Origin of the sequence: Exiguobacterium sp. (assembly GCF_020832205.1) — a bacterium.
In the GTDB taxonomy this organism is placed as follows: Bacteria; Bacillota; Bacilli; order Exiguobacteriales; family Exiguobacteriaceae; genus Exiguobacterium.
On record NZ_JAFIFD010000042.1, the window covers coordinates 78,210 to 97,469 of the forward strand.

The window sequence follows — 19,260 nt, forward strand, 5'->3', positions numbered from 1 at the left end:
AAATGACAGTGAATTCATATGAAGAGCTCGGTCTCTCGAAACAAGACTTGATGGCGATGTTCGAGACGATGGTGCGGGCTCGTAAAATTGATGAACGGATGTGGAAGTTGAACCGGGCCGGTAAAATTCCGTTCGTCGTCTCATGTCAAGGACAAGAGGCGGCCCAAGTCGGGGCGGCGTTCGCCCTCGAGAAAGGGACGGACTATATCCTCCCGTACTATCGCGATGTCGCCGTCGTCCTGCATTTCGGCCAGACGGCCCGTGATTTGATGTTGTCGGCGTTCGCAAAAGCGGAAGATCCGAACTCAGGGGGACGGCAAATGCCTGGTCACTTCGGTTCGAAACAACATCGGATCGTGACAGGATCGTCGCCGGTCACGACGCAAGTGCCGCACGCGGTCGGCGTCGCATTGGCCGCGAAGCTGAAAAAAGAAGAGCTCGTGACGTTCGTCTCGTTCGGGGAAGGATCCTCGAACCAAGGCGACTTCCACGAAGGCGCCAACTTTGCCGGTGTCCACAAACTGCCGGTCATTTTATTCTGCGAGAACAACAAATATGCCATCTCCGTCCCGCTCTCAAAACAGCTCGCCTGTGAGCGGGTCTCGGACCGGGCGAAAGGATACGGCATGCCGGGTGTGACGGTCGACGGGACCGACCCGATTGCCGTCTATGCGGCCGTGAAAGAGGCGCGGGCCCGTGCTTTACGCGGTGAAGGACCGACGTTGATTGAAGCGGAAGTCGAGCGTCTCGTCCCGCATTCGTCTGATGACGACGACAAAGCGTATCGTTCGGTCGAAGAGTTGGCCGATTTGAAACATCGGGACGGGAACCAACTGTTCCGTGCGCGTTTAATCGAAGATGGCGTCGCGACAGAAGAAGAACTCGCGTCCATCGAATCGAGCGTTGATACAGAAGTGAACGAGGCGACGGCGTACGCGGACAAAGCACCTTACGCGTCACCGGAATCGACGATGGATCACGTGTACGAGGGGGATAACTGATGAAAACGTTTATTGAAGCGATCAATGAAGCGATTCATGAAGAGATGGAACGTGACGAGAACGTCTTCGTGCTCGGCGAAGACGTCGGGGTGCGCGGCGGCGTATTCCGCGCCACGCAAGGATTGATTGAGAAGTACGGAGAAGACCGTGTCATCGACGCGCCGCTCGCGGAGAGTGCGATCGCAGGGGTCGGCATCGGGGCGGCCATGTACGGGATGCGTCCGATTGCCGAGATGCAGTTTGCCGACTTCATCATGCCGGCCGTCAACCAGATCGTGTCGGAGGCGGCAAAGATTCGTTACCGCTCGAACAACGACTGGACGTGCCCGATGGTAATCCGTGCCCCGTTCGGCGGCGGCATTCACGGCGCCCTCTATCACTCGCAGTCCGTCGAGGCGATGTTCAACTCGACACCTGGGCTGAAAGTCGTCATCCCGTCTGATCCGGTCGATGCGAAAGGGTTGCTCAAGGCGGCGATTCGGTCGAACGATCCTGTCTTGTTTTTCGAGCATAAGCGTGCGTACCGGTTATTGAAGTCGGAACTTCCGACCGAAGACTACACGGTCGAGATCGGCAAAGCGGCCGTCAAACGAGACGGTGACGACATTACGATCATCACGTACGGACTTTGCGTCCACATGGCGCAGGAAGCGGCGAAGACACTTGAGGCGGAAGGAATCAGCACACACATTCTCGACCTTCGCACCGTCTACCCGCTCGACCAAGCCTCCATTATCGAAGCCGTCAAGAAGACGGGTAAAGTGCTCCTCGTCACCGAGGACAACAAAGAAGGAAGCGTCATCGGTGAAGTCGCGGCCATCATCGCCGAGAAGGCGCTGTTCGAGCTCGACGCGCCGATCGAACGGTTGGCAGGTCCGGACGTGCCGTCGATGCCTTATGCGCCGCCGATGGAGAAGTTCTTCATCGTCTCGCCTGAAAAAATCGCGGAGCGGGCACGCCAGCTCGCTGCGTTTTGAGGAGGGCCTTCATGGAACAGACGATTAAAATGCCGCAGCTCGGTGAAAGTGTGACAGAAGGGACGATCACGACGTTCCTCGTCAAGCCGGGCGACCGGGTCGAAGAATATGAGCCGCTCGCGGAAGTGATGACGGACAAAGTGACAGCGGAGATTCCGGCGACGAGCGCCGGTGTCGTCAAAGAAATTCTCATCGGGGAAGGGGACACGGTCGCAGTCGGAACGCCAGTGCTGACGATGGAAGTCGAAGGGGCGTCGAAAGAAGCGCCTGAAGCAGCTTCCGAAGAAACGGTGCAATCCCCTGTCGCCGAAGTCGCATCGGCTGCGCCGGCATCGACCCCGCGCAAACAGAGCGGAAACGGACGTTACTCGCCTGCGGTCATCCGTTTGGCGAACGAGAACGAGATCGATTTGAATGAACTCGATGGCTCAGGGCTCGGGGGGCGTATCACTCGGAAAGACGTCCTCCGCTACTTGTCGGAAGGACGTCCGGTCAAACCGGAAGCGGCGACGCAAGCACCGGTTCAAGAAACGATGACGCAAGTGAAGCTCGATGTTCCGGCAGAAGCTGCGAAGCCAGTCCAAGCGCCGCTCCCTGCTTCAACATCGAGTGAACCGTCTTCAGACCGCGTCGAGCTGATTCCGACGGCAGGAGTCCGTCAAGCGATCGCCAACAACATGGTCCGCTCGAAACATGAAGCCCCGCACGCATGGCTCATGATCGAAGTCGATGTGACGAACCTCGTCTTGACGCGTGCCAAGCTGAAAGAGGAGTTCTTCAATCGTGAAGGCGTCAAGTTGACGTTCATGCCGTTCTTTATGAAAGCGGCCGTCGAAGCTTTGAAACAGCATCCGATGATGAACTCAGAGTGGGCCGGCGACCATATTAAAGTGCATAAAGATATCCATCTGTCGGTCGCCGTGGCGGCGAACGATGCGCTTTACGTGCCGGTCATAAAGCACGCTGACGAGAAGAATATCAAAGGACTCGCCGTCGCGCTCCAAGACGTCGCATCACGTGCCCGTGCCAACCGCCTGAGCGCGAATGAGATGCGAGGGGGTACGTTCACGATCAACAACACAGGCGCGTTTGGATCGATTCAATCAGCGCCGATTTTGAACTATCCACAAGCCGCGATTTTATCGGTCGAATCGATCGTCAAACGCCCGGTATGGGTGAACGGGATGTTCGCGGCGCGGGATATCGTCAACTTGTGCATGTCGGTCGACCACCGCGTCCTCGACGGGCTCGTCGCCGGTCAGTTCTTGCAGTCGATCAAGCAATCGCTCGAAGCGATCGACCCGAACACGTACACACTGTACTGATACGCATCGAAAAGACGGTCACGATTGGCTGTCAGCTCGTTGCCAAAGAGAATGAGTTTAGCTTGTCCTTCCGGCGCCCACGCTTTCCGCAGGCAATCCCGGAGCCGCATCGCGACTCGCGTCGCTGCTCGGTCTCCGTTGGATTGCTTTCCTGCAGGAGTCGGGGCGCCGTTGACGAGCTATACGAATGGTCGCCCCTCTGGCGGCCATTTCTCTTTTTTAGGCCTCGACTAGAAAAGAAAAGCCCGGCCTTACTTCATATCGCTCAAAACAGGAAAGGAAGAGACGCTCGTACTTTATACATAAAAAAGACGAACGAGGTCGCGTTATGCGATCTCGTTCGTCTATAGACTGACAGCAGGACAAGGCTGTCTGTTTAAATGGAGCGCTCGATCAACGACTCGACGTCGCGACGGACGTGGTCGATCGTAAGTTCGTCGTTGCCATAGCTGAGCCGATGCGTCGATTCGTCCGTACCCGACAAGTCGGCGAACAGGCTGCCGAGGTTGTGGACGCTCTTGTCGACTTGAATGAGCAAGTCGAGGCTTGACTCATCCTGCAGCAACACGACTTCGATTTCGTCAAGTTTGCGGTCAAAGCGCGTGCCGTTCGGTGAATATTCAAGCTCTTGGGCGATTGGCAGGCGGCCTGAACGGTGTCGTGCCGGCAACATCTCGGTGTCGGCTTTTTTCAAGCGGAAACCGATGGCGTCCAACGCATCGAGAACGACTTGTTGCGTCGTGTTCGGCTTGACGACGATCGCATCCTCGTCTTTCGGGTCGACGGCCTGGGCGATGTCGAGACCGGTCTCGATCCATGACTTCGATTGGCTGACCGAGAGGGGCGTGTTGAACGGAACATCGATCGTGAACGGGATTTCCTTCACTTCGTCCGGTCCGATCAAGAACGGGGCCTCGTTTAATGAAATCTTCTCGATTGTGAACGTCGAGTACGTCGCCTTGTCGTTCACTTCGTGTTTATATAGCGTGTTGAAGAAGATGTAGATGCGGTCGACCGATTGCTCGACGTTTCCCCCTTTGACGTGGACGACGCCTTCTAACGTGCCGCCTGGTTCACAGTGGCTGTCGGCGAGACGTGTATCGACCGTCGCGGCGCCGACCCCGATCGACGAGAGTAGTTTTTTGAACATGGTTCTTCCTCCTTTGACGTTTGCACGGCTTCGTGTAATAGTATGTACGGATGAACGAATTAAAAAGTTTCGAAACTAGTGAAAAGGAATGAACGAATTGGACTATACACAATTAGTGGCGCGCTTGAAGGAAGTCGTCGACAACGAACAACTCGTCACGGCGACGATCAGCCAACCGCGCCAAAAATCAAGCGATCTCCGGCGCGTCAAACTGAAACCGGTCTTATTGAAAGAGGCGTACCATATACAGTTTGAGTACCAATATGAGCGCGTGATGAAACATAAAAATTTGCCTGCGGACGAAGCAGTCGCTGAGCTCGAATCGTTGCTCGAGACGTTCCGGCAAGGACAGTTTCAGTTGAAATTGTCAGATCTTCAGTTTCAGCTCTCGAAGAAGTTCAAAGTGGTGTTTAAAGAGCGACAGACAGCGGCCAAACAAGTGAAACTGACGCACAACCGTGAGAAACAATACGTGTTGCCGCTCGATGAACCGGTCCCGTTCTTGATTCGTCTCGGCGTCCAGTCCGAAGACGGGAAAGTGAAACGGCAAAAATATGACAAGTTCAAACAAATCAATCGCTTCCTCGAGTTTATCGAGGACTCGATCAAACATTTACCGACAGACCGCACGATTCGGATCCTCGATTTTGGATCGGGGAAATCGTATCTCACGTTCGCCCTCTACCATTTCTTGCATGAGATGAAAGGATACGACGTCCACATCACCGGACTCGACTTGAAGAAGGAAGTCATCGAGGAATGTGCCGGCATCGCCCGTGATTTAGGATATGAGCGGCTCGAGTTTCTCGTCGGTGACATCAACGAATATGAAGGTGAGTCTGCGGTCGATATGGTTGTCACGCTCCACGCTTGTGACGTCGCGACCGACATGGCGCTCGCCCGTGCCGTCCGTTGGGGGGCGAAAGTCATCTTGAGCGTACCATGTTGCCAAAAAGAGCTGAATCGCCAGCTCGACGCCTCGGCGCTCGACGTCATGTTGCAGCACGGCCTCATTAAAGAGCGGTTCGCCTCACTCGCGACCGACTCGATTCGCGCCGAACTGCTCGGGTTCGTCGGCTATGAGGCGCAACTGCTCGAGTTCATCGATATGGAACATACGCCGAAAAATATATTGATTCGGGCCTTTTTGACGAATCGGGAAGCATCTATAGAAGAACGTGACCGCTACTTGGCGTTCAAAGCGTTGCTCGGTGCCGACCCGTTCCTTGAGCGTGAATTGAGCGATAGACTTGTTTTCAACGCACGAGAAGACGTAAAATGAGAAAGTACAGACGCAAGTCGAAAGGGGAAACGATATGGATTTTCAATTATACTTCCAAGATGTAGTCGAACAAGCACGCAATGAGGTTCGCGCCGCAGGATATACAGAATTGACGACGCCTGAAGAAGTTGACGCCGCCCTCAAAAAAGAAGGCAAGACGCTCGTTCTCGTCAACTCGGTATGTGGATGTGCCGGCGGGATCGCCCGTCCGGCTGCGGCTTACGTCAACAAGATGGAAGGGACGAAACCGGATCACTTCGTCACTGTCTTTGCTGGACAAGACCGTGAGGCGACAGACCGGGCCCGTGAATACTTTGAAGGATACGCTCCGTCATCACCTTCGATCGCATTGCTTGAAGACGGCAATATCGTCACGATGGTCGAACGGAGCACGATCGAGTCGTCGACAGCCGAAGAGCTCGTCGATCAGTTACAGACGTTATTCGACATTTACTACGCATAAGAAAGAAGCGCAGAGGCTTTCGCCTTTGCGCTTTTCGCTAAGAAAGGATCGATTCGATGGAACCAGTCGTCAAAATCATGAGCGAGGCGGAATATACGATCGCCTTGTCACGCGGTGAAATCAACGAGCCGTCGCTTCAGACGGAAGGGTACGTCCGTTGCTGTACGCCGCAACAAATCGGAAAGTTCGTGCGACGCCACTATCGAGACGAACGGGTCGTCCTCGTGTCGTTCCATGTCGCTCGTCTCGGAAGCCTTCTCCATTACGAGTTCGATGAGGACGGCGAACGTTACCCGCACGTCTACAGCGCCATCCCCATCACGTCGGTCAAACGGGTCCAACCGTACGGCTCGCGCGATAACGGTACGGTCACTTATTTCGCTTACGAGCGGATGTGACCGTATTTTTTTTATATTTTATGCATGAATATACTTTACAAGTAATAATTATGTGTATATAGTGGTTGAAGAACAAGTCAGACATGTGATGAGTCGAAAAGCGATTGAGTCATTTTCACATATATGTCATAATTTTGTTAATGTTCTGATTATTTCATCCAACTGGAGAAAGGAACGATGATCATGAAAAAAGGTTTTCTAGCATTATGTATCGCGGGCCTCGCCGCCTTCTCGGCCGCATGCGGCGCCGACGTCAACGAAGGAGGATCTTCTTCTTCAGGGAGTGAAGACGATAAAGTCATCGTCATGGGGACGAGCGCGGACTACTTCCCGTATGAGTTCGTCGATACGGCGAACGGGGATGAGATCGTCGGATTTGATATCGACATCGCCAAGCAAGTCGCTGAAAACATGGGATATGAATTAAAGATTGAAGATATGGACTTCGGAAGCCTCCTCGGGGCGTTGAACGCCGGCCGCGTCGACTTCGTCATGGCCGGGATGACACCGACGGAAGAACGGAAAGAAAACGCCGACTTCTCGGACATCTACTTCACTGCGAAAAACTTGATTTTGTCAAAAGGGGACGCCATCCAGTCGCTTGAAGACTTGAACGGCAAGCAAGTCGGTGTCCAGCTCGGTTCGATTCAAGAAGGGATCGCCAAAGACCAAATCGATGGCGCTGAAATCGTCGCCTTGAACAAAATTCCAGAGATCATTCAAGAAATCAAGACGGGCCGCATCGATGCGATGGTCATCGAAGATACGGTCGCGAAAAAATATCTCGACCAAGACAGTGAACTTTCGACATTCGAAATCGTTGATGAGGAAGAAGCCGGCTCGGCCGCAGCCTTCCGTAAAGACGATGAGCTCCGCAATCAATTCAACGAAGAGTTGAACAAGTTGATTGAGAGCGGCGAAATCGAGAAGTTAGCTCAAAAATGGTTCGAAGAAGAAGCCGCACCGGCGGAATAATTCATGCACGAGGCTGACTGGATGTATCAGTCAGCCTTTTTTAGGAGGAACTTACAATGGAGTTTAGTCGGATTTATGATTCTATCCCTTATATTCTCGAAGGGATCCCGGTCATGTTTCAAGTCGTGCTCGTCTCGGCATTGTTCGGGATCACGCTCGGGATCGTCATCGCCACGTTCAAAATCATCCCGAACCGGTTCGTCAACTTTATCGGTCACGCCTATACGGCCGTATTCCGGGGTACGCCGCTCATTTTGCAGCTCGCCATCATTCACTTCGGCTTGCCGCAACTGACAGGTTTCATCACGACGCCGTATCAATCGGCGGTCATCGCTTTCTCACTCAACTCGGCAGCGTATATCTCAGAGATTATCCGGGCCGGGATTCAAGCGGTCGACAAAGGACAGTGGGAAGCGTCCGACGCACTCGGTGTCCCATATGTCAAACAACTGCGGTCGATCATCTTGCCGCAGGCGTTCAAAAATATTCTCCCGGCACTCGTCAACGAGATGATCACGCTCACGAAAGAGTCGGCGCTCGTTTCCACGGTCGGCGTGCTGGATATTATGCGCCGGGCTCAAATCGTCGGCGGGCAAAAGGCGATCTACTTCGAACCGCTCCTGTTCGCGGGTGTGATATACTTTACGATAGTAATGGTGTTGACATACTTTGGTCAGCGTCTTGAAAAACGGCTTAGAAAGAGTGATGGCAGATGATACAAGTTAACGATTTATACAAGCAGTTCGGTGAATTAGAAGTGTTGAAAGGAATTACGACGACGATCGAGCGCGGGGAGGTCGTCGCTGTCATCGGGCCTTCGGGTTCAGGCAAATCGACGTTCCTTCGTTGCCTCAATATGCTCGAAGTTCCGACGGGCGGTACGGTGACCGTCGACGGTTACGAATTAACGAAAAAAGGAGCGAACGTCTCAAAAGCCCGTCAACAGATCGGGATGGTGTTCCAACAGTTCAATTTGTTCCCGCACATGAGCGTACTCGATAACTTGACGTACGCCCCGATCAACGTGTTGAAAATCAGTAAGACTGAAGCAGTCGAACGGGCGAAGAAGTTGCTCGAACGGGTCGGTTTGTCTGAAAAGATCAACGCCTATCCAAGTCAACTGTCGGGCGGGCAAAAACAGCGTGTCGCCATCGCCCGGGCCCTCGCCATGGAACCGAACGTCATGTTGTTCGACGAACCGACGTCAGCGCTCGACCCTGAGATGGTCAATGAAGTACTCGACGTCATGAAAGGGCTCGCTGAGACAGGGATGACGATGGTCGTCGTCACGCACGAGATGGGCTTTGCCCGTGAAGTGGCCGACCGCGTCCTGTTCCTCGACGAAGGCATTTTGATGGAAGAAGGCAAGCCGGCCGACCTGCTCCTCAACCCGCAGACCGACCGTGCGAAACGATTCTTAGAAAAAGTGTTGTGATTGAAACGTTCGAGCTGACATGAGAAAGGGAGGATTCACATGAAGATCACGTATTATGGTCATGCGACAGTCCAACTAGACATCGACGGGACGAGCGTCTTGATCGATCCGTTTTTGACGAGCAATCCGCATACGGACGTCGATCCGGCGACGGTGAAAGCGGACTACATCTTGTTGACGCACGCCCATTTCGACCATATCGAAGACGTCGAGCTGATCGCGAAGACGACCGGGGCGACGATCGTGGCCACCCATGAGCTCGCGACCTACTATGAGAAAAAAGGTTATTCGGTCCACGGCATGAACATCGGGGGCGGGCATTCCTTCCCGTTCGGCCGTGTGACGATGACACAGGCGTTTCATAGTTCGAGTCTCGACATGGGAGACGTCCCCGTTTATATGGGCATGCCGGGCGGTTTCATCGTCGAGACGAACGCGCTCACCGTCTATCATGCTGGAGACACGGCGCTGTTCTCGGACATGAAGTTATACGGAGAACGATTTGAAATTGATGTCGCTTTCCTCCCGATCGGTGACAATTTCACGATGGGACCGGCAGATGCGCTAGATGCCGCCCATTGGCTACAGGCGAAACGTGTCGTCCCAATCCATTTCGATACGTTCCCGCCGATCAAGCAAGACGCACGTGCGTTTTGTGATCAACTACATCAACGCGGGCTGCTGATCGAACCGAACAGCACGATTGAGATTTGATTATGTCAAAAGAAGCCGTCGCGGCGACCGAACGTTACGTCGGGTCGCTCCACGCTGACGATCGCACCGGCCATGATGTCGCGCACCTTGAACGCGTGCGGCGGCTCGCGGAGACACTTGCCGAAAGGGAAGCGGTCGACCCGCTCGTCGTGACGCTGTCTGCCCTTCTCCACGATGTGGAAGATGCGAAACTCGGGCGTCCGTCCGGTCTCGTCGAGCGTCATCTCGAGACGTTCGACATCTCCGCTTTGCAACGGCGGCACGTGATGACCGTCGTTTCTGAGACGTCGTTCTCGAAAGGGTGCGACCCGTCTTCGTTAGAAAGTGCCATCATCCAAGATGCGGACCGGCTCGACGCGATCGGGGCGATCGGCATCGCCCGCACATTTCAGTTTGCGGGTTCGCGCGGCACCGCTCTGTATGGGGACGCGAGCGCGCTCGCTCACTTCGATGAGAAGTTGCTCAAACTGGCGGACAGGATGCATACGCCCCGGGCGAAGCAAATCGCGGCCAAACGCCACGCTTTCCTCGTCTCGTTCCACGACCGGTTCAAGGCGGAATGGACGGGCGAAGACATATGAAAACGGCCGAGGAGATCGATTCCTCGGCCGTTTTGGGTTAAAACGGATGCTTATTGAGCCAATGCCCGCCGTCGAGGGAGATGCATTCCCCGTTTAAATAACGCATCTCATCCGATAGCATCCAGTATGCCAAGTCGGCGATCTCTTCTGGTGTCCCGAACCGTCCGAGCGGCACGTTGCGGCGAATCCGTTCGACTTCTTTCACATGGACCGCGAGTTTTTCGGCGCCGCCCGTCCGTTCAATCGGCCCGGGACTGATCGCGTTGACACGTGCTCCGAACTGATAGCCCCATTCGACGGCGAGCGTCCGCGTCAAGTTGAGGACGCCCGCTTTCGCCGCCGCGCTAGGGGCGACGCCCGGACCGGCTTGCCAGGCGTACGAAGCGACCATGTTCAAGATCGAACCGCCGCGTACTTGTTCGGTTTCCCAATGTTTCCCGAGCGCGTGCGTACAGTTGAACGTGCCGTTCAAGACGATATCGATGACACTCGTCCAACCGTTCGGTGTCAAGTCGAGCGTCGGACAGACGAAATTACCGGCCGCGTTATTGACGAGCGCATGCACCGGCCCGTAAGCGGACGAGATAGTCTCTAGCGCTTGGGCGCAACCGTCATAGTCACGGACGTCATGCTGGACGCTCATCGCGCGTCCGGCTTCGATCGCGTCCAACTCACGCATCGTTTCTTCGAGCCGTTCCGTGTTCCGTCCACTGATGGCGACGTTCCAGCCTTCTTGTTTAAATTTGAGGGCCATCGCTTTCCCCATCCCGGATGAGCCGCCTGTGATCCAAATCGTCTTCATGTAAATATCCCCCTTCGAAAAGTGAATGGTCGTTCATTTATGTATTCGCTTCTCCGTTTCGGGAATCCTGCATAAAAAAGTGATGACCATGACGGCCATCACTTGATTTGTTCGTAGTATGCTGAGCCGAGTGTACGGTCGATGAGATACATCGTCCCGGCAACTTTTTCACCCCAGTACGGGTCCGACGCATAAAAGATGTTGATGCCTTCTTGTTTGTTGCCTGGAAAAGGACCTCTCGCATAAGAACCGGTCACGTATTTTTCAGCGAACAGTCGGGCCGCTGCGTCAACGCTCGCCTCAAAAGATGCGAACGTCGCGGCGTTTCCGCTCGGGTCGTCATCGGTCGCTTTGAAGCCGAACAAGTTGAACTTGTCTCTGGCGATGGCAGACGTGCCGTAACTGGATTCATGGCCCGCGACGGCGAGGAGGAATAACGCGTTGATCCCGTGCTTCGACTCGGCGTCTTTAAACGCCGCACCTTTTCCTATCAGCGGAGAATCCGACCGTGTCTCGAGGAAACGGTCCAACTCCGAGGCCGAGTATGGCGACGTCGAGGCGATGGAGGCGAACTGGTACGGTGAAGCGAACACGTCCCGGACGTTCTCGGTATAGAACCGATCGGACCTCTCTTCGTCCGCCGGGCCGACGAGGAACGTGCCGGCGAGGTTGTCATTCGCCTCGACCGTATGGTACACGTCTCCGTCACGCACTTCATAAAATCCTCGTTTCTTCACGAGTGCGTCCGGATACAACGTCATGTTCGCGAGCGGCACGAACACGACCGCACCTGAGATGTTGACGCGCAAGTGATCATGCCCACGCTCGAGTAGCCTTAGCCGCGTACCGCCGGCGACGTATGACTGACGCTCGGACAAGGCCTCGTCTTTAAACAGATACGTGATACTGTCTGTCGGGGTGACGGCGATCCCGGCGCCGGTGAAGTCGATGACCTCGCCGTCCGGTCCGATCAAAGCCCGATGCTCGCCGCGCTCCATGTACGCTCTCGCTTCGGCGAGCGACTCGAACTGACGCGTCTCGGTCTGCCCGTCTCGGAACGTCTCGACCGTATATGTGCCGCTCGAGTGCTGCTCGAGCCAGAGGAAGCCGAGGACAGCGATCAATACGATGAGGAGTGAGGGGAGGAGGCGTTTATTCTTTTTTGTCGTCACTTTCAATCACTTCCAAACATAAGGATTGCCAAACGGGAAATTCTAGTCAACAATTTTGTAAGAGAGAAGGGGGATTGCTATGAAAATCGGGTCACGCACGCTAAAGACGGCGGTCGCCGCCGGCATCGCGATGCTCATCGCCGAGACGATTCATCTCGACTACTACGTGTTCGCGGCGATCATCGCCATTCTCAGTATTCAAGAGACGAGGAAGAAGTCCTTCCGTGCGTCTTATGAACGAGTCATGGCGAGTCTGCTCGCCATCGGGATGGGAGCGCTCATGTTCACACTGCTCGGCTATTCACCAGCCACGCTTACACTTTATTTTGTCATGTTTATCCCGCTCGTACAACAGCTCAAACTGCAGGACGGGATGATCACGAGCGTCGTCATCTTGACCCATCTGTACACGGAAGGCCGATTCTCGATTAACTTGTTCATCAACGAACTGTTGTTGATCACGATCGGGGTCGGGGTCGGTCTAGTCGTCAACATGTATATGCCGACGCTCGACAAAGAAATCGAGCGCATCAAAGACAACATCGATCGGGCGCTCGCCGTTTATTTCTATGACATCGCCGCCTGTGTCGAGACCGGGATCTACAACGACCATGCGATGATGCTATTGAAGACACGCGATTACTTGAAGCAAGGGAAAGACCTCGCACTTCGGCGGATGGGCAATTCGATCGGCAAACGAAATGAAGATATGGACTACTTATACTTCCGGATGCGCGAACGGCAATACGACATTTTGAAACGAATCGTCGACAACGCCCGCGAGATCACGCTCGTCGTCGATGAGGCGAAACCGGTCGCGACGTTCCTTCGGCTCGTCGGAGACAACGTCAACGAGCGGGCTGACGCTTCTGCGTTCCTGCGGGAGCTAGAAGCGACGATCGAGCACTATCGAAAAAACGTACCTCTCCCCACGTCACGTGAGGAATTTGAGGTACGTTCGTCGCTGTTGAACATTTTGTCAGACGTAAAAAGCTACTTGATTTTAAAAGAGCGTTACATTCTGCTCTTAAAAGAACATGGCCATGCTCGACAACACCGTGCTGAGCAAAAAGATTGATACGATGACGACAACGCCGATCTGAATGATGCGTTGTCGTTTCTTTTGTTTGTTTCTCATGACGATCCTCCATAACGTGTTTGTCCCCATTGTACAGAATGGAAAACGTTCGTGCAAACGTCATGAGTTTGGTATAATGACCAAGAAATGTTTGGATGGAGGGATGTTTGTATGGTAAACGAGACACGGGTGCTCGACACCTTTTTAGGATTGGTCGGCATCGATTCAGAGACGAAAGAAGAAGCGGTCATCTGTGAGCATTTGAAAGCCGTGTTCACTGACCTCGGTTGTGACGTATATGAAGATGACGCGTCGTCGAAGACGAGTCATGCGGGGAACAACTTGATCGTCACTTTGCCAGCGACGAAAGAAGGCGTGGACCCGATCTATTTCACGGCCCACATGGACACGGTCACGCCAGGGAAAGGCATCAAAACGAGCATCAAGGACGGCTATGTCGTCACGGACGGGACAACGATCCTTGGAGCGGATGACAAGACCGGGCTCACAGCGATGATCGAACTCGTGCGCGTCTTGAAAGAAGAGATGATCCCGCACGGTCAAATCCAATTCGTCATCACGGTCGGTGAAGAGTCAGGACTCGTCGGTGCCAAAGTGCTCGACCTCTCAAAAATCGAGGCGAAATTCGGTTTCGCACTCGATTCGGACGGACCGGTCGGCGATATTATTGTGGCGGCTCCAACCCAAGCGAAAGTGAACGCAAAAATTTATGGGAAAACAGCCCACGCCGGCGTCGCACCGGAAAAAGGTGTCTCGGCTATCCAAATCGCAGCGAAAGCGATCGCCAAGATGAAACTCGGGCGCATCGACGACGAGACGACAGCGAACATCGGCCGTTTCGAAGGGGGACGCGCGACGAATATCGTCTGTGATTACGTCGAGGTGCTCGCCGAGGCGCGCTCTCTTCTTCACGACAAGATGGAAGCTCAAGCGGAAGCGATGAAACAAGCGTACGTCGAGACGGCGGCTGCACTAGGGGGACGTGCCGAAGTCGAGATCGACATCATGTACCCAGGTTTCAAGTTCGAAGAAGGCGACGAGGTCGTCGAGGTCGCAAAAGCGGCTGCCGCTTCGATCGGTCGTCCGACGCGCATCCTTCACTCGGGCGGCGGATCTGACGCGAACGTCATCGCCGGAGGCGGCATTCCGACCGTCAACTTGGGCGTCGGCTATGAAGAGATTCATACGACGAACGAACGGATGCCACTCGTTGAACTGTATAAGATCGTGGAGTACGTCGTCGAGATCGTCAAGCACGTCGCCACACCGAACAAGCCATAAAAAAAGAGCCGACGTGACGTCGGCTCTTCGTATGTGTTCGTACGTTCAGGCGGCGAACTCCAATGACTCGAGGACGAGTTCATCGGTGCAGTGGAGTTCTTGCGCTATGTCGTGAATTCGGATCGAGGTGCCTTCTTCTTGTTGGTGTTTGCGATTGAGGGAAGTCGCTCGTTCACGGATCACTTTATATAAAGTGTCGGAATGGTCAACTCTATTCATCACGGATCACATCCTTTTTCAACGATTACGTTAAGTATAGCATGGAATGGTCTACAAGAAAGGACAATATTATTTATGAAGTTACATTTTTTAGGAACTGGCTCTGGAATGCCCTCGAAACAACGCAACGTTTCCGGTCTCGCACTCTCGTTACCGAAACAGACGTGGCTGATCGATTGTGGCGAAGCGACCCAGCACCAAATCCTGCATACACCGCTGAAACCGCGCAAAGTGTCGGCTGTCTGGGTCACCCACCTTCACGGCGACCACGTCTTTGGATTGCCTGGTTTCTTGTCGACGCGATCGGCGCTCGATGGGACGGAACCGCTCACGCTCTATGGTCCGAAAGGCATCAAAAAATGGCTCGACGTGACGCTCAAGATGACTGGGTCTTACTTAGGGTATACGTTGACGATTATCGAGTATGAGGATGGAGACGAGTTTCTCCAAGACGGACATCGCGTCATAGTGAAGAAACTCGAGCACCGTTTTCCGTCGTACGGGTTTCGAATCGAGGCGCCGATTCGCCCAGGGACGCTCCTCGTCGACAAGGTGAGGGCGCTCGGGATTCCGAACGGACCGATTTACGGTCAAATCAAACAGGTTGAAACGTTCGAGTTTGAAGGGAAAACGTACAACGCTAAAGAATACGTCACAGAACCGGTCCGAGGCGCAGTCGTCGCCGTGCTCGGTGACACGGTGCCATGTGCCAACGCCGAGCTGCTCGCCCGTGACGCGGACGTGCTCGTCCATGAGGCGACGTTCATGGACGCCGAGTCGAAGCTTGCCCGTCAATACGGGCATTCGACGACGATCGAGGCTGCGGCGCTCGCCGAGGCGGCTCGTGTCGGTCAATTGATCGTCACACACATCTCGGCCCGGTATCAAGGACGGGAGTCGGAGTTTGCGGCAGAAGTCGAGACCGCGTTTCCGAACAGTCAAGTAGCAGTCGACTTCTATGAATTCACAGTGGGGGATTGATGTGACCATACAACTTTACGTTTGGCTCGGTTTTGTCATCATCAGCGTGCTGCTCGGTGTACGATTGAACCAGTTGAAAGAACCGGAACCGAGATTTTTCTTGAAGTTCTTATTTTATTCGTTGCTCGGCATCGTCTCGTTCCCCATCGGCGGATTCCATATCCCGATCGGTTTTTTACTATCTTTCTTATTCTTTCCGAAGCGCAACAGCCGCTATAAATGGTACGGGGCTCTCGTCGGGTTCTTCTTTTTCATCGTGTTGCTGTTCGTACCGCTCTTCGACCAGTCGGGGTTCCGGGCCGAGTCGCAACAGATCGGGGCGGTGTCGATTCAAGACGAATCATTCGACCGGATGACGAACCATATTATGCGTCGCGTCAACGGTGAGGCGATCAAACTTGATCGGAGCAAGATGGTGTTAACGCGTGACGGAGAACTGCAGTCACTGGAGTATTTGCTGCTCGTCGAGCGGAGCGGTTCGTTCCAACAAATCCGGATCACGTATGACGAGACCGGGGAACTGTCTTATCAACAAGTCGATGAGTTGAATAAAGAGTCGGGTCGGGCGTTCTTTGAGAAGCTCGTCGATTTCGACCGGGTGTTGAGCGCAGTCCAAGACACGGCATGGGAAGACTTCGCCGACCGGGTGAACGCGCCGCTCATCCAACTGTCGTTCGATGGGCTGTATGACATGTATACGTATGAGAACGAGGTGATGCTCATGATCAACCGAGAAGGCCGGATCGTCAAGTTCTGGCTCCAGCGTGACCCGGTGCTCGCCAACAGCATCCAACTGTCAGGTCTCACCCGAGAAGGGCGGACGACAGGAGAGCGCTACATCATTTTATATAACTATTCCATTCACCAACGAGAGGATTTGACAGACCAATGAAGCGATTACTCACGTTCAGTTTACTCATTCCACTTCTGACAGGCTGTGCTGATTCGACATCGACCGGCACGGACGGCGACTGTGCCGTCGAACCGACCGTCTCCGTCTACAATGCGGCGACAGAAGAGACGCTGTTCCACGAAAAGAGCGTCTGTCTTGAAGCAGGTGCCACGGTCCTTGACGCCTTGCAAGCGACGGAGTTGGACATCGAGTCGGTGGGCAGCGGGGATATGACGTACGTCACGGCAATCGACGGCGTTGAAGAAAAATCGGCCGGTCAGTCGTCAGGTTGGGTGTACGCCTTTAACGGCAGCCCAGGGGACGAAGGGGCCGGCGCGAAAGAAGTCGAGTCAGAAGATATCATTCAATGGCGGTTTGAAGAAGATGCAATTTCTTTCTTCGAATGAGGCTGATTGGGAGCGCAGACATCCTGTCACGCTCCTTTTCTTTCTCATCGCCCACTTGTATGTCCTCGTGTATATGAACGGGTCGGTTTGGCTGCTCATCGGGTTGGTCGGCCTCCTCGTTCTCGAGCGCAGATTCCCGCTCGGATTGACCGGTGTACTGTTGGCGTTTTTGGTCATTTCAATGGCGCCGATGTTAATCGGTTGGGACGTCTCGTTCAATCGGATTATTCGTCAACTCGTCCAATTGGCGACGTTCTTGTTCGGGATGGTATGGGTGAGCCGTTTTTTGAAACTGGATCGGTTTTTGCCGCTCCTTGCCGGGTGGCCGCGGTCGACGCAGCTGCTGTTCGGGGCGTGGGCGCTCATCCCGACGATGGAACGGGCCATCCGTTTGTCCATGAAGAGCCATGCGCGTAACGATTGGCAAGAGGCGATCGTCGTCGGCATTGACAGTCAGCGTCAAGAACCGGTCTACCGCGTCCCGCGGTCACGGCGATTCGAACAGCATGACCTCGTCCCGCTCGCCGTCTTGACCGGCTGTTTCGGGGCGACGTACGGAGGTTGGCCGCTGCTATGGCTCCTCTATCCATATTTGACGAAAGGAGGGATGCGAGATGCACTGGTTATCATCCGAGGATACACGAGACGTTGAGGAGTGGATGGCATCGGTCGGAGCGAAAGCCGTGCGACTCGATGAGCCGCTCGCCGGACGGGTCGCCTCGCTCGTCATCGGAGACGATGCACTCCAGGGGTCCGAAGTCGTAGCGCTGCTCCAAATCGATCACTTGATGAACAAACGTTTTGATGAGTGTTCGAGCGGAGAGCGGCAACTCGTCCGCATTGCCCATGCGTTGACGAATCGACCGCAAGCGCTTGTGCTGTTCGAACCGTTCCGTCATCTCGATCGCTATCGACGGGAACATTTGACGATGTTGTTAGAGCGGCTTGCAAAGCTCAACGTAAAAATCGCTTTTACCGAGCGGGCCCGGGAGACGGGGACGCCCCCTTCGTTTTCGGTCATCTCGTCGCGGGGGGAAGGTACGATCGACGTTCGCGACGTCTCCTATCGTCACCCGCTGCAACCGGTCTATGCCGTCGAACACGTCACGTTCGCGTCGGACGGCCCGGGTTTGACAGCGTTCATCGGTTCGAATGGCAGCGGCAAGTCGACGCTTCTTGAACTGATGGCGAAAAGCGTAAGACCGCTTCAAGGGAAACTGAAGCTGTCGTCGCGTCCCGTCTATCTTCCGCCCGAAGAAGAATACGGACCGTTCCCGGAAGCACCGAAGCGACGTGTCGAGCAGTTGAAGGCGGTGCTCGTTTCTGAAGCCCCGCTCTTTCTTCTCGATGAGCCGACCGTCGGCCTGACCGACCAGGAGCGAGCGGGTTTCCTCAACGCCTTGGTCGAGAAAAGCCGAACAGCGTGTCTCATCTGTGCGACCCACGACGCGGCGATACTCGCTGCCGCTGACCGGATCGTCGCCTTGTCGAACGGCAGGGTCGTGTTTTATGGCACGTATGAACTGTTTTTAGAACGGAGTATGGTATGGTCACATTCATCGTCGCTGTCTTGACGGCATATCTGCTCATGTCAAAATTTGAACGGACGAAGACACCGATCGCGGTGTTGACCCAGTTGCTCGCCGTAGCGGTAATCGGGCGCTGGTTGTTCGTCGCCATCCCGAACGTACAGCCGACGACGGCGCTCATCATGATGACCGCGCTTTACTTCGGATGGACGAGTGCGGCGATGCTCGCGTTGTTCGTCCCGGTGTTGTCCGGCCTGTTGCTCGGACTTGGACCGTTCGTGTTGTATCAGTTTCTCGGATGGTTGCTCGTCGTGACGGTCGTCGTCGTGTTGCGTCCCTTGTTGAGGCGGTCTATAGTCCTCCTTGGCCTCGTCGGCCTCGGCTCAGGTTTTTTATTCGGTTGGACGACGAACTTGTCGTACGCGGAAGTGATCGGCACTGATTTTTTGAACTTGCTCGTCTTAAGTGTGCCGTTTGATCTCGCACACGGAATCGGCAACGTTTTCTTCTTGATCGTCTTACGTGAGTTGTTCGTCCGCATATTTGTGCGGGACGAAGGGTAAATGAATGAAAAGGG

General features: G+C 54.5%; 23 protein-coding genes. 19 read left to right on the plus strand and 4 right to left on the minus strand.

Annotated features, from left to right (window positions below; all coding sequences use genetic code 11):
- Positions 1-2: 2 nt before the first annotated feature.
- Genes JJU47_RS11420 through JJU47_RS11430 form a run of 3 tightly spaced genes read left to right on the plus strand, consistent with a single transcriptional unit; the run spans position 3 to position 3,303 of the window.
- Positions 3-1,001: a thiamine pyrophosphate-dependent dehydrogenase E1 component subunit alpha gene (locus JJU47_RS11420; RefSeq protein WP_228619571.1), complete on the plus strand. Its 999-nt coding sequence runs from the start codon at positions 3-5 to the stop codon at positions 999-1,001.
- Positions 1,001-1,978 (plus strand): alpha-ketoacid dehydrogenase subunit beta, encoded by a 978-nt coding sequence (locus JJU47_RS11425; protein WP_228619501.1) that lies wholly within the window; start codon positions 1,001-1,003, stop codon positions 1,976-1,978. The genes JJU47_RS11420 and JJU47_RS11425 overlap by 1 nt, the downstream gene beginning before the upstream one ends.
- Positions 1,979-1,989: 11 nt before the next feature.
- Positions 1,990-3,303, plus strand: a complete 1,314-nt coding sequence (locus tag JJU47_RS11430; protein WP_228619503.1) for a dihydrolipoamide acetyltransferase family protein — start codon at positions 1,990-1,992, stop codon at positions 3,301-3,303.
- Between the two features lie 376 nt (positions 3,304-3,679).
- Here the strand turns inward: JJU47_RS11430 and JJU47_RS11435 are convergent, their stop codons facing one another.
- Complete coding sequence (locus JJU47_RS11435; RefSeq protein ID WP_228619506.1) at positions 3,680-4,453, minus strand: sporulation protein; 774 nt, start codon at positions 4,451-4,453, stop codon at positions 3,680-3,682.
- A gap of 97 nt (positions 4,454-4,550) precedes the next feature.
- On the opposite strand from JJU47_RS11435, the gene JJU47_RS11440 reads away from it, so the two are divergent.
- The 8 genes from JJU47_RS11440 to JJU47_RS11475 all read left to right on the plus strand — a co-directional run bounded on the left by JJU47_RS11440 (position 4,551) and on the right by JJU47_RS11475 (position 10,301).
- Complete coding sequence (locus tag JJU47_RS11440; RefSeq protein ID WP_409630264.1) at positions 4,551-5,735, plus strand: class I SAM-dependent methyltransferase; 1,185 nt, start codon at positions 4,551-4,553, stop codon at positions 5,733-5,735.
- A 34-nt stretch (positions 5,736-5,769) separates the two neighbouring features.
- A complete protein-coding gene (locus tag JJU47_RS11445) occupies positions 5,770-6,198 on the plus strand; it encodes a BrxA/BrxB family bacilliredoxin (RefSeq protein WP_228619511.1) in 429 nt (142 codons plus the stop codon).
- 56 nt (positions 6,199-6,254) lie between these two features.
- Positions 6,255-6,596, plus strand: a complete 342-nt coding sequence (locus JJU47_RS11450; RefSeq protein ID WP_228619513.1) for a DUF952 domain-containing protein — start codon at positions 6,255-6,257, stop codon at positions 6,594-6,596.
- Positions 6,597-6,779: 183 nt separating this feature from the next.
- The gene (locus JJU47_RS11455) at positions 6,780-7,571 is read left to right on the plus strand and encodes a transporter substrate-binding domain-containing protein (protein ID WP_029334810.1); all 792 of its coding nucleotides are present in this window, start codon (positions 6,780-6,782) and stop codon (positions 7,569-7,571) included.
- Between the two features lie 56 nt (positions 7,572-7,627).
- Positions 7,628-8,287, plus strand: a complete 660-nt coding sequence (locus JJU47_RS11460) for an amino acid ABC transporter permease (RefSeq protein WP_029334811.1) — start codon at positions 7,628-7,630, stop codon at positions 8,285-8,287.
- A complete protein-coding gene (locus tag JJU47_RS11465; RefSeq protein WP_228619516.1) occupies positions 8,284-9,006 on the plus strand; it encodes an amino acid ABC transporter ATP-binding protein in 723 nt (240 codons plus the stop codon). Before JJU47_RS11460 ends, JJU47_RS11465 begins: the two co-directional genes overlap by 4 nt.
- 39 nt (positions 9,007-9,045) lie before the next feature.
- Entirely contained in the window at positions 9,046-9,720 is a 675-nt protein-coding gene (locus JJU47_RS11470) for a metal-dependent hydrolase (RefSeq protein ID WP_029334813.1), read from the plus strand.
- A gap of 2 nt (positions 9,721-9,722) precedes the next feature.
- Positions 9,723-10,301 carry an HD domain-containing protein gene (locus JJU47_RS11475; RefSeq protein WP_228619518.1) on the plus strand — a complete coding sequence of 193 codons (579 nt, stop codon included), beginning with the start codon at positions 9,723-9,725 and terminating at the stop codon, positions 10,299-10,301.
- A 37-nt stretch (positions 10,302-10,338) separates the two neighbouring features.
- Here JJU47_RS11475 and fadH read toward each other — a convergent pair whose 3' ends face one another.
- Together fadH and JJU47_RS11485 are read right to left on the minus strand one after the other, a co-directional pair.
- Positions 10,339-11,109 (minus strand): 2,4-dienoyl-CoA reductase, encoded by a 771-nt coding sequence (fadH, locus tag JJU47_RS11480; protein ID WP_228619573.1) that lies wholly within the window; start codon positions 11,107-11,109, stop codon positions 10,339-10,341.
- A gap of 92 nt (positions 11,110-11,201) precedes the next feature.
- A complete protein-coding gene (locus tag JJU47_RS11485; protein ID WP_228619521.1) occupies positions 11,202-12,275 on the minus strand; it encodes an N-acetylglucosaminidase in 1,074 nt (357 codons plus the stop codon).
- A 79-nt stretch (positions 12,276-12,354) separates the two neighbouring features.
- On the opposite strand from JJU47_RS11485, the gene JJU47_RS11490 reads away from it, so the two are divergent.
- Positions 12,355-13,353, plus strand: coding sequence for an aromatic acid exporter family protein (locus tag JJU47_RS11490; protein ID WP_228619524.1), 999 nt, complete (start codon positions 12,355-12,357; stop codon positions 13,351-13,353).
- A 171-nt stretch (positions 13,354-13,524) separates the two neighbouring features.
- Complete coding sequence (locus tag JJU47_RS11495; protein WP_029334818.1) at positions 13,525-14,655, plus strand: M20/M25/M40 family metallo-hydrolase; 1,131 nt, start codon at positions 13,525-13,527, stop codon at positions 14,653-14,655.
- Positions 14,656-14,700: 45 nt separating this feature from the next.
- On the opposite strand, the gene JJU47_RS11500 is transcribed toward JJU47_RS11495, so the two are convergent.
- Positions 14,701-14,874, minus strand: coding sequence for a hypothetical protein (locus JJU47_RS11500; protein ID WP_228619526.1), 174 nt, complete (start codon positions 14,872-14,874; stop codon positions 14,701-14,703).
- A 75-nt stretch (positions 14,875-14,949) separates the two neighbouring features.
- Between JJU47_RS11500 and rnz the strand changes: the two genes are divergently transcribed.
- From rnz to JJU47_RS11530, 6 genes are read left to right on the plus strand one after another with little or no spacing between them, the layout of a single operon-like run.
- The gene (gene rnz, locus JJU47_RS11505; RefSeq protein WP_228619528.1) at positions 14,950-15,855 is read left to right on the plus strand and encodes a ribonuclease Z; all 906 of its coding nucleotides are present in this window, start codon (positions 14,950-14,952) and stop codon (positions 15,853-15,855) included.
- Positions 15,833-16,747, plus strand: coding sequence for a hypothetical protein (locus JJU47_RS11510; RefSeq protein ID WP_228619530.1), 915 nt, complete (start codon positions 15,833-15,835; stop codon positions 16,745-16,747). Before rnz ends, JJU47_RS11510 begins: the two co-directional genes overlap by 23 nt.
- Positions 16,744-17,154 carry a DUF4430 domain-containing protein gene (locus JJU47_RS11515; RefSeq protein WP_029334820.1) on the plus strand — a complete coding sequence of 137 codons (411 nt, stop codon included), beginning with the start codon at positions 16,744-16,746 and terminating at the stop codon, positions 17,152-17,154. The genes JJU47_RS11510 and JJU47_RS11515 overlap by 4 nt, the downstream gene beginning before the upstream one ends.
- Positions 17,132-17,806 (plus strand): hypothetical protein, encoded by a 675-nt coding sequence (locus JJU47_RS11520; RefSeq protein ID WP_029334821.1) that lies wholly within the window; start codon positions 17,132-17,134, stop codon positions 17,804-17,806. The genes JJU47_RS11515 and JJU47_RS11520 overlap by 23 nt, the downstream gene beginning before the upstream one ends.
- On the plus strand, positions 17,769-18,728 hold the full coding sequence (locus JJU47_RS11525; RefSeq protein WP_228619533.1) for an ATP-binding cassette domain-containing protein: 960 nt from the start codon (positions 17,769-17,771) through the stop codon (positions 18,726-18,728). The genes JJU47_RS11520 and JJU47_RS11525 overlap by 38 nt, the downstream gene beginning before the upstream one ends.
- On the plus strand, positions 18,701-19,246 hold the full coding sequence (locus JJU47_RS11530; RefSeq protein ID WP_029334823.1) for a hypothetical protein: 546 nt from the start codon (positions 18,701-18,703) through the stop codon (positions 19,244-19,246). The genes JJU47_RS11525 and JJU47_RS11530 overlap by 28 nt, the downstream gene beginning before the upstream one ends.
- The last annotated feature ends 14 nt before the right edge of the window (positions 19,247-19,260 follow it).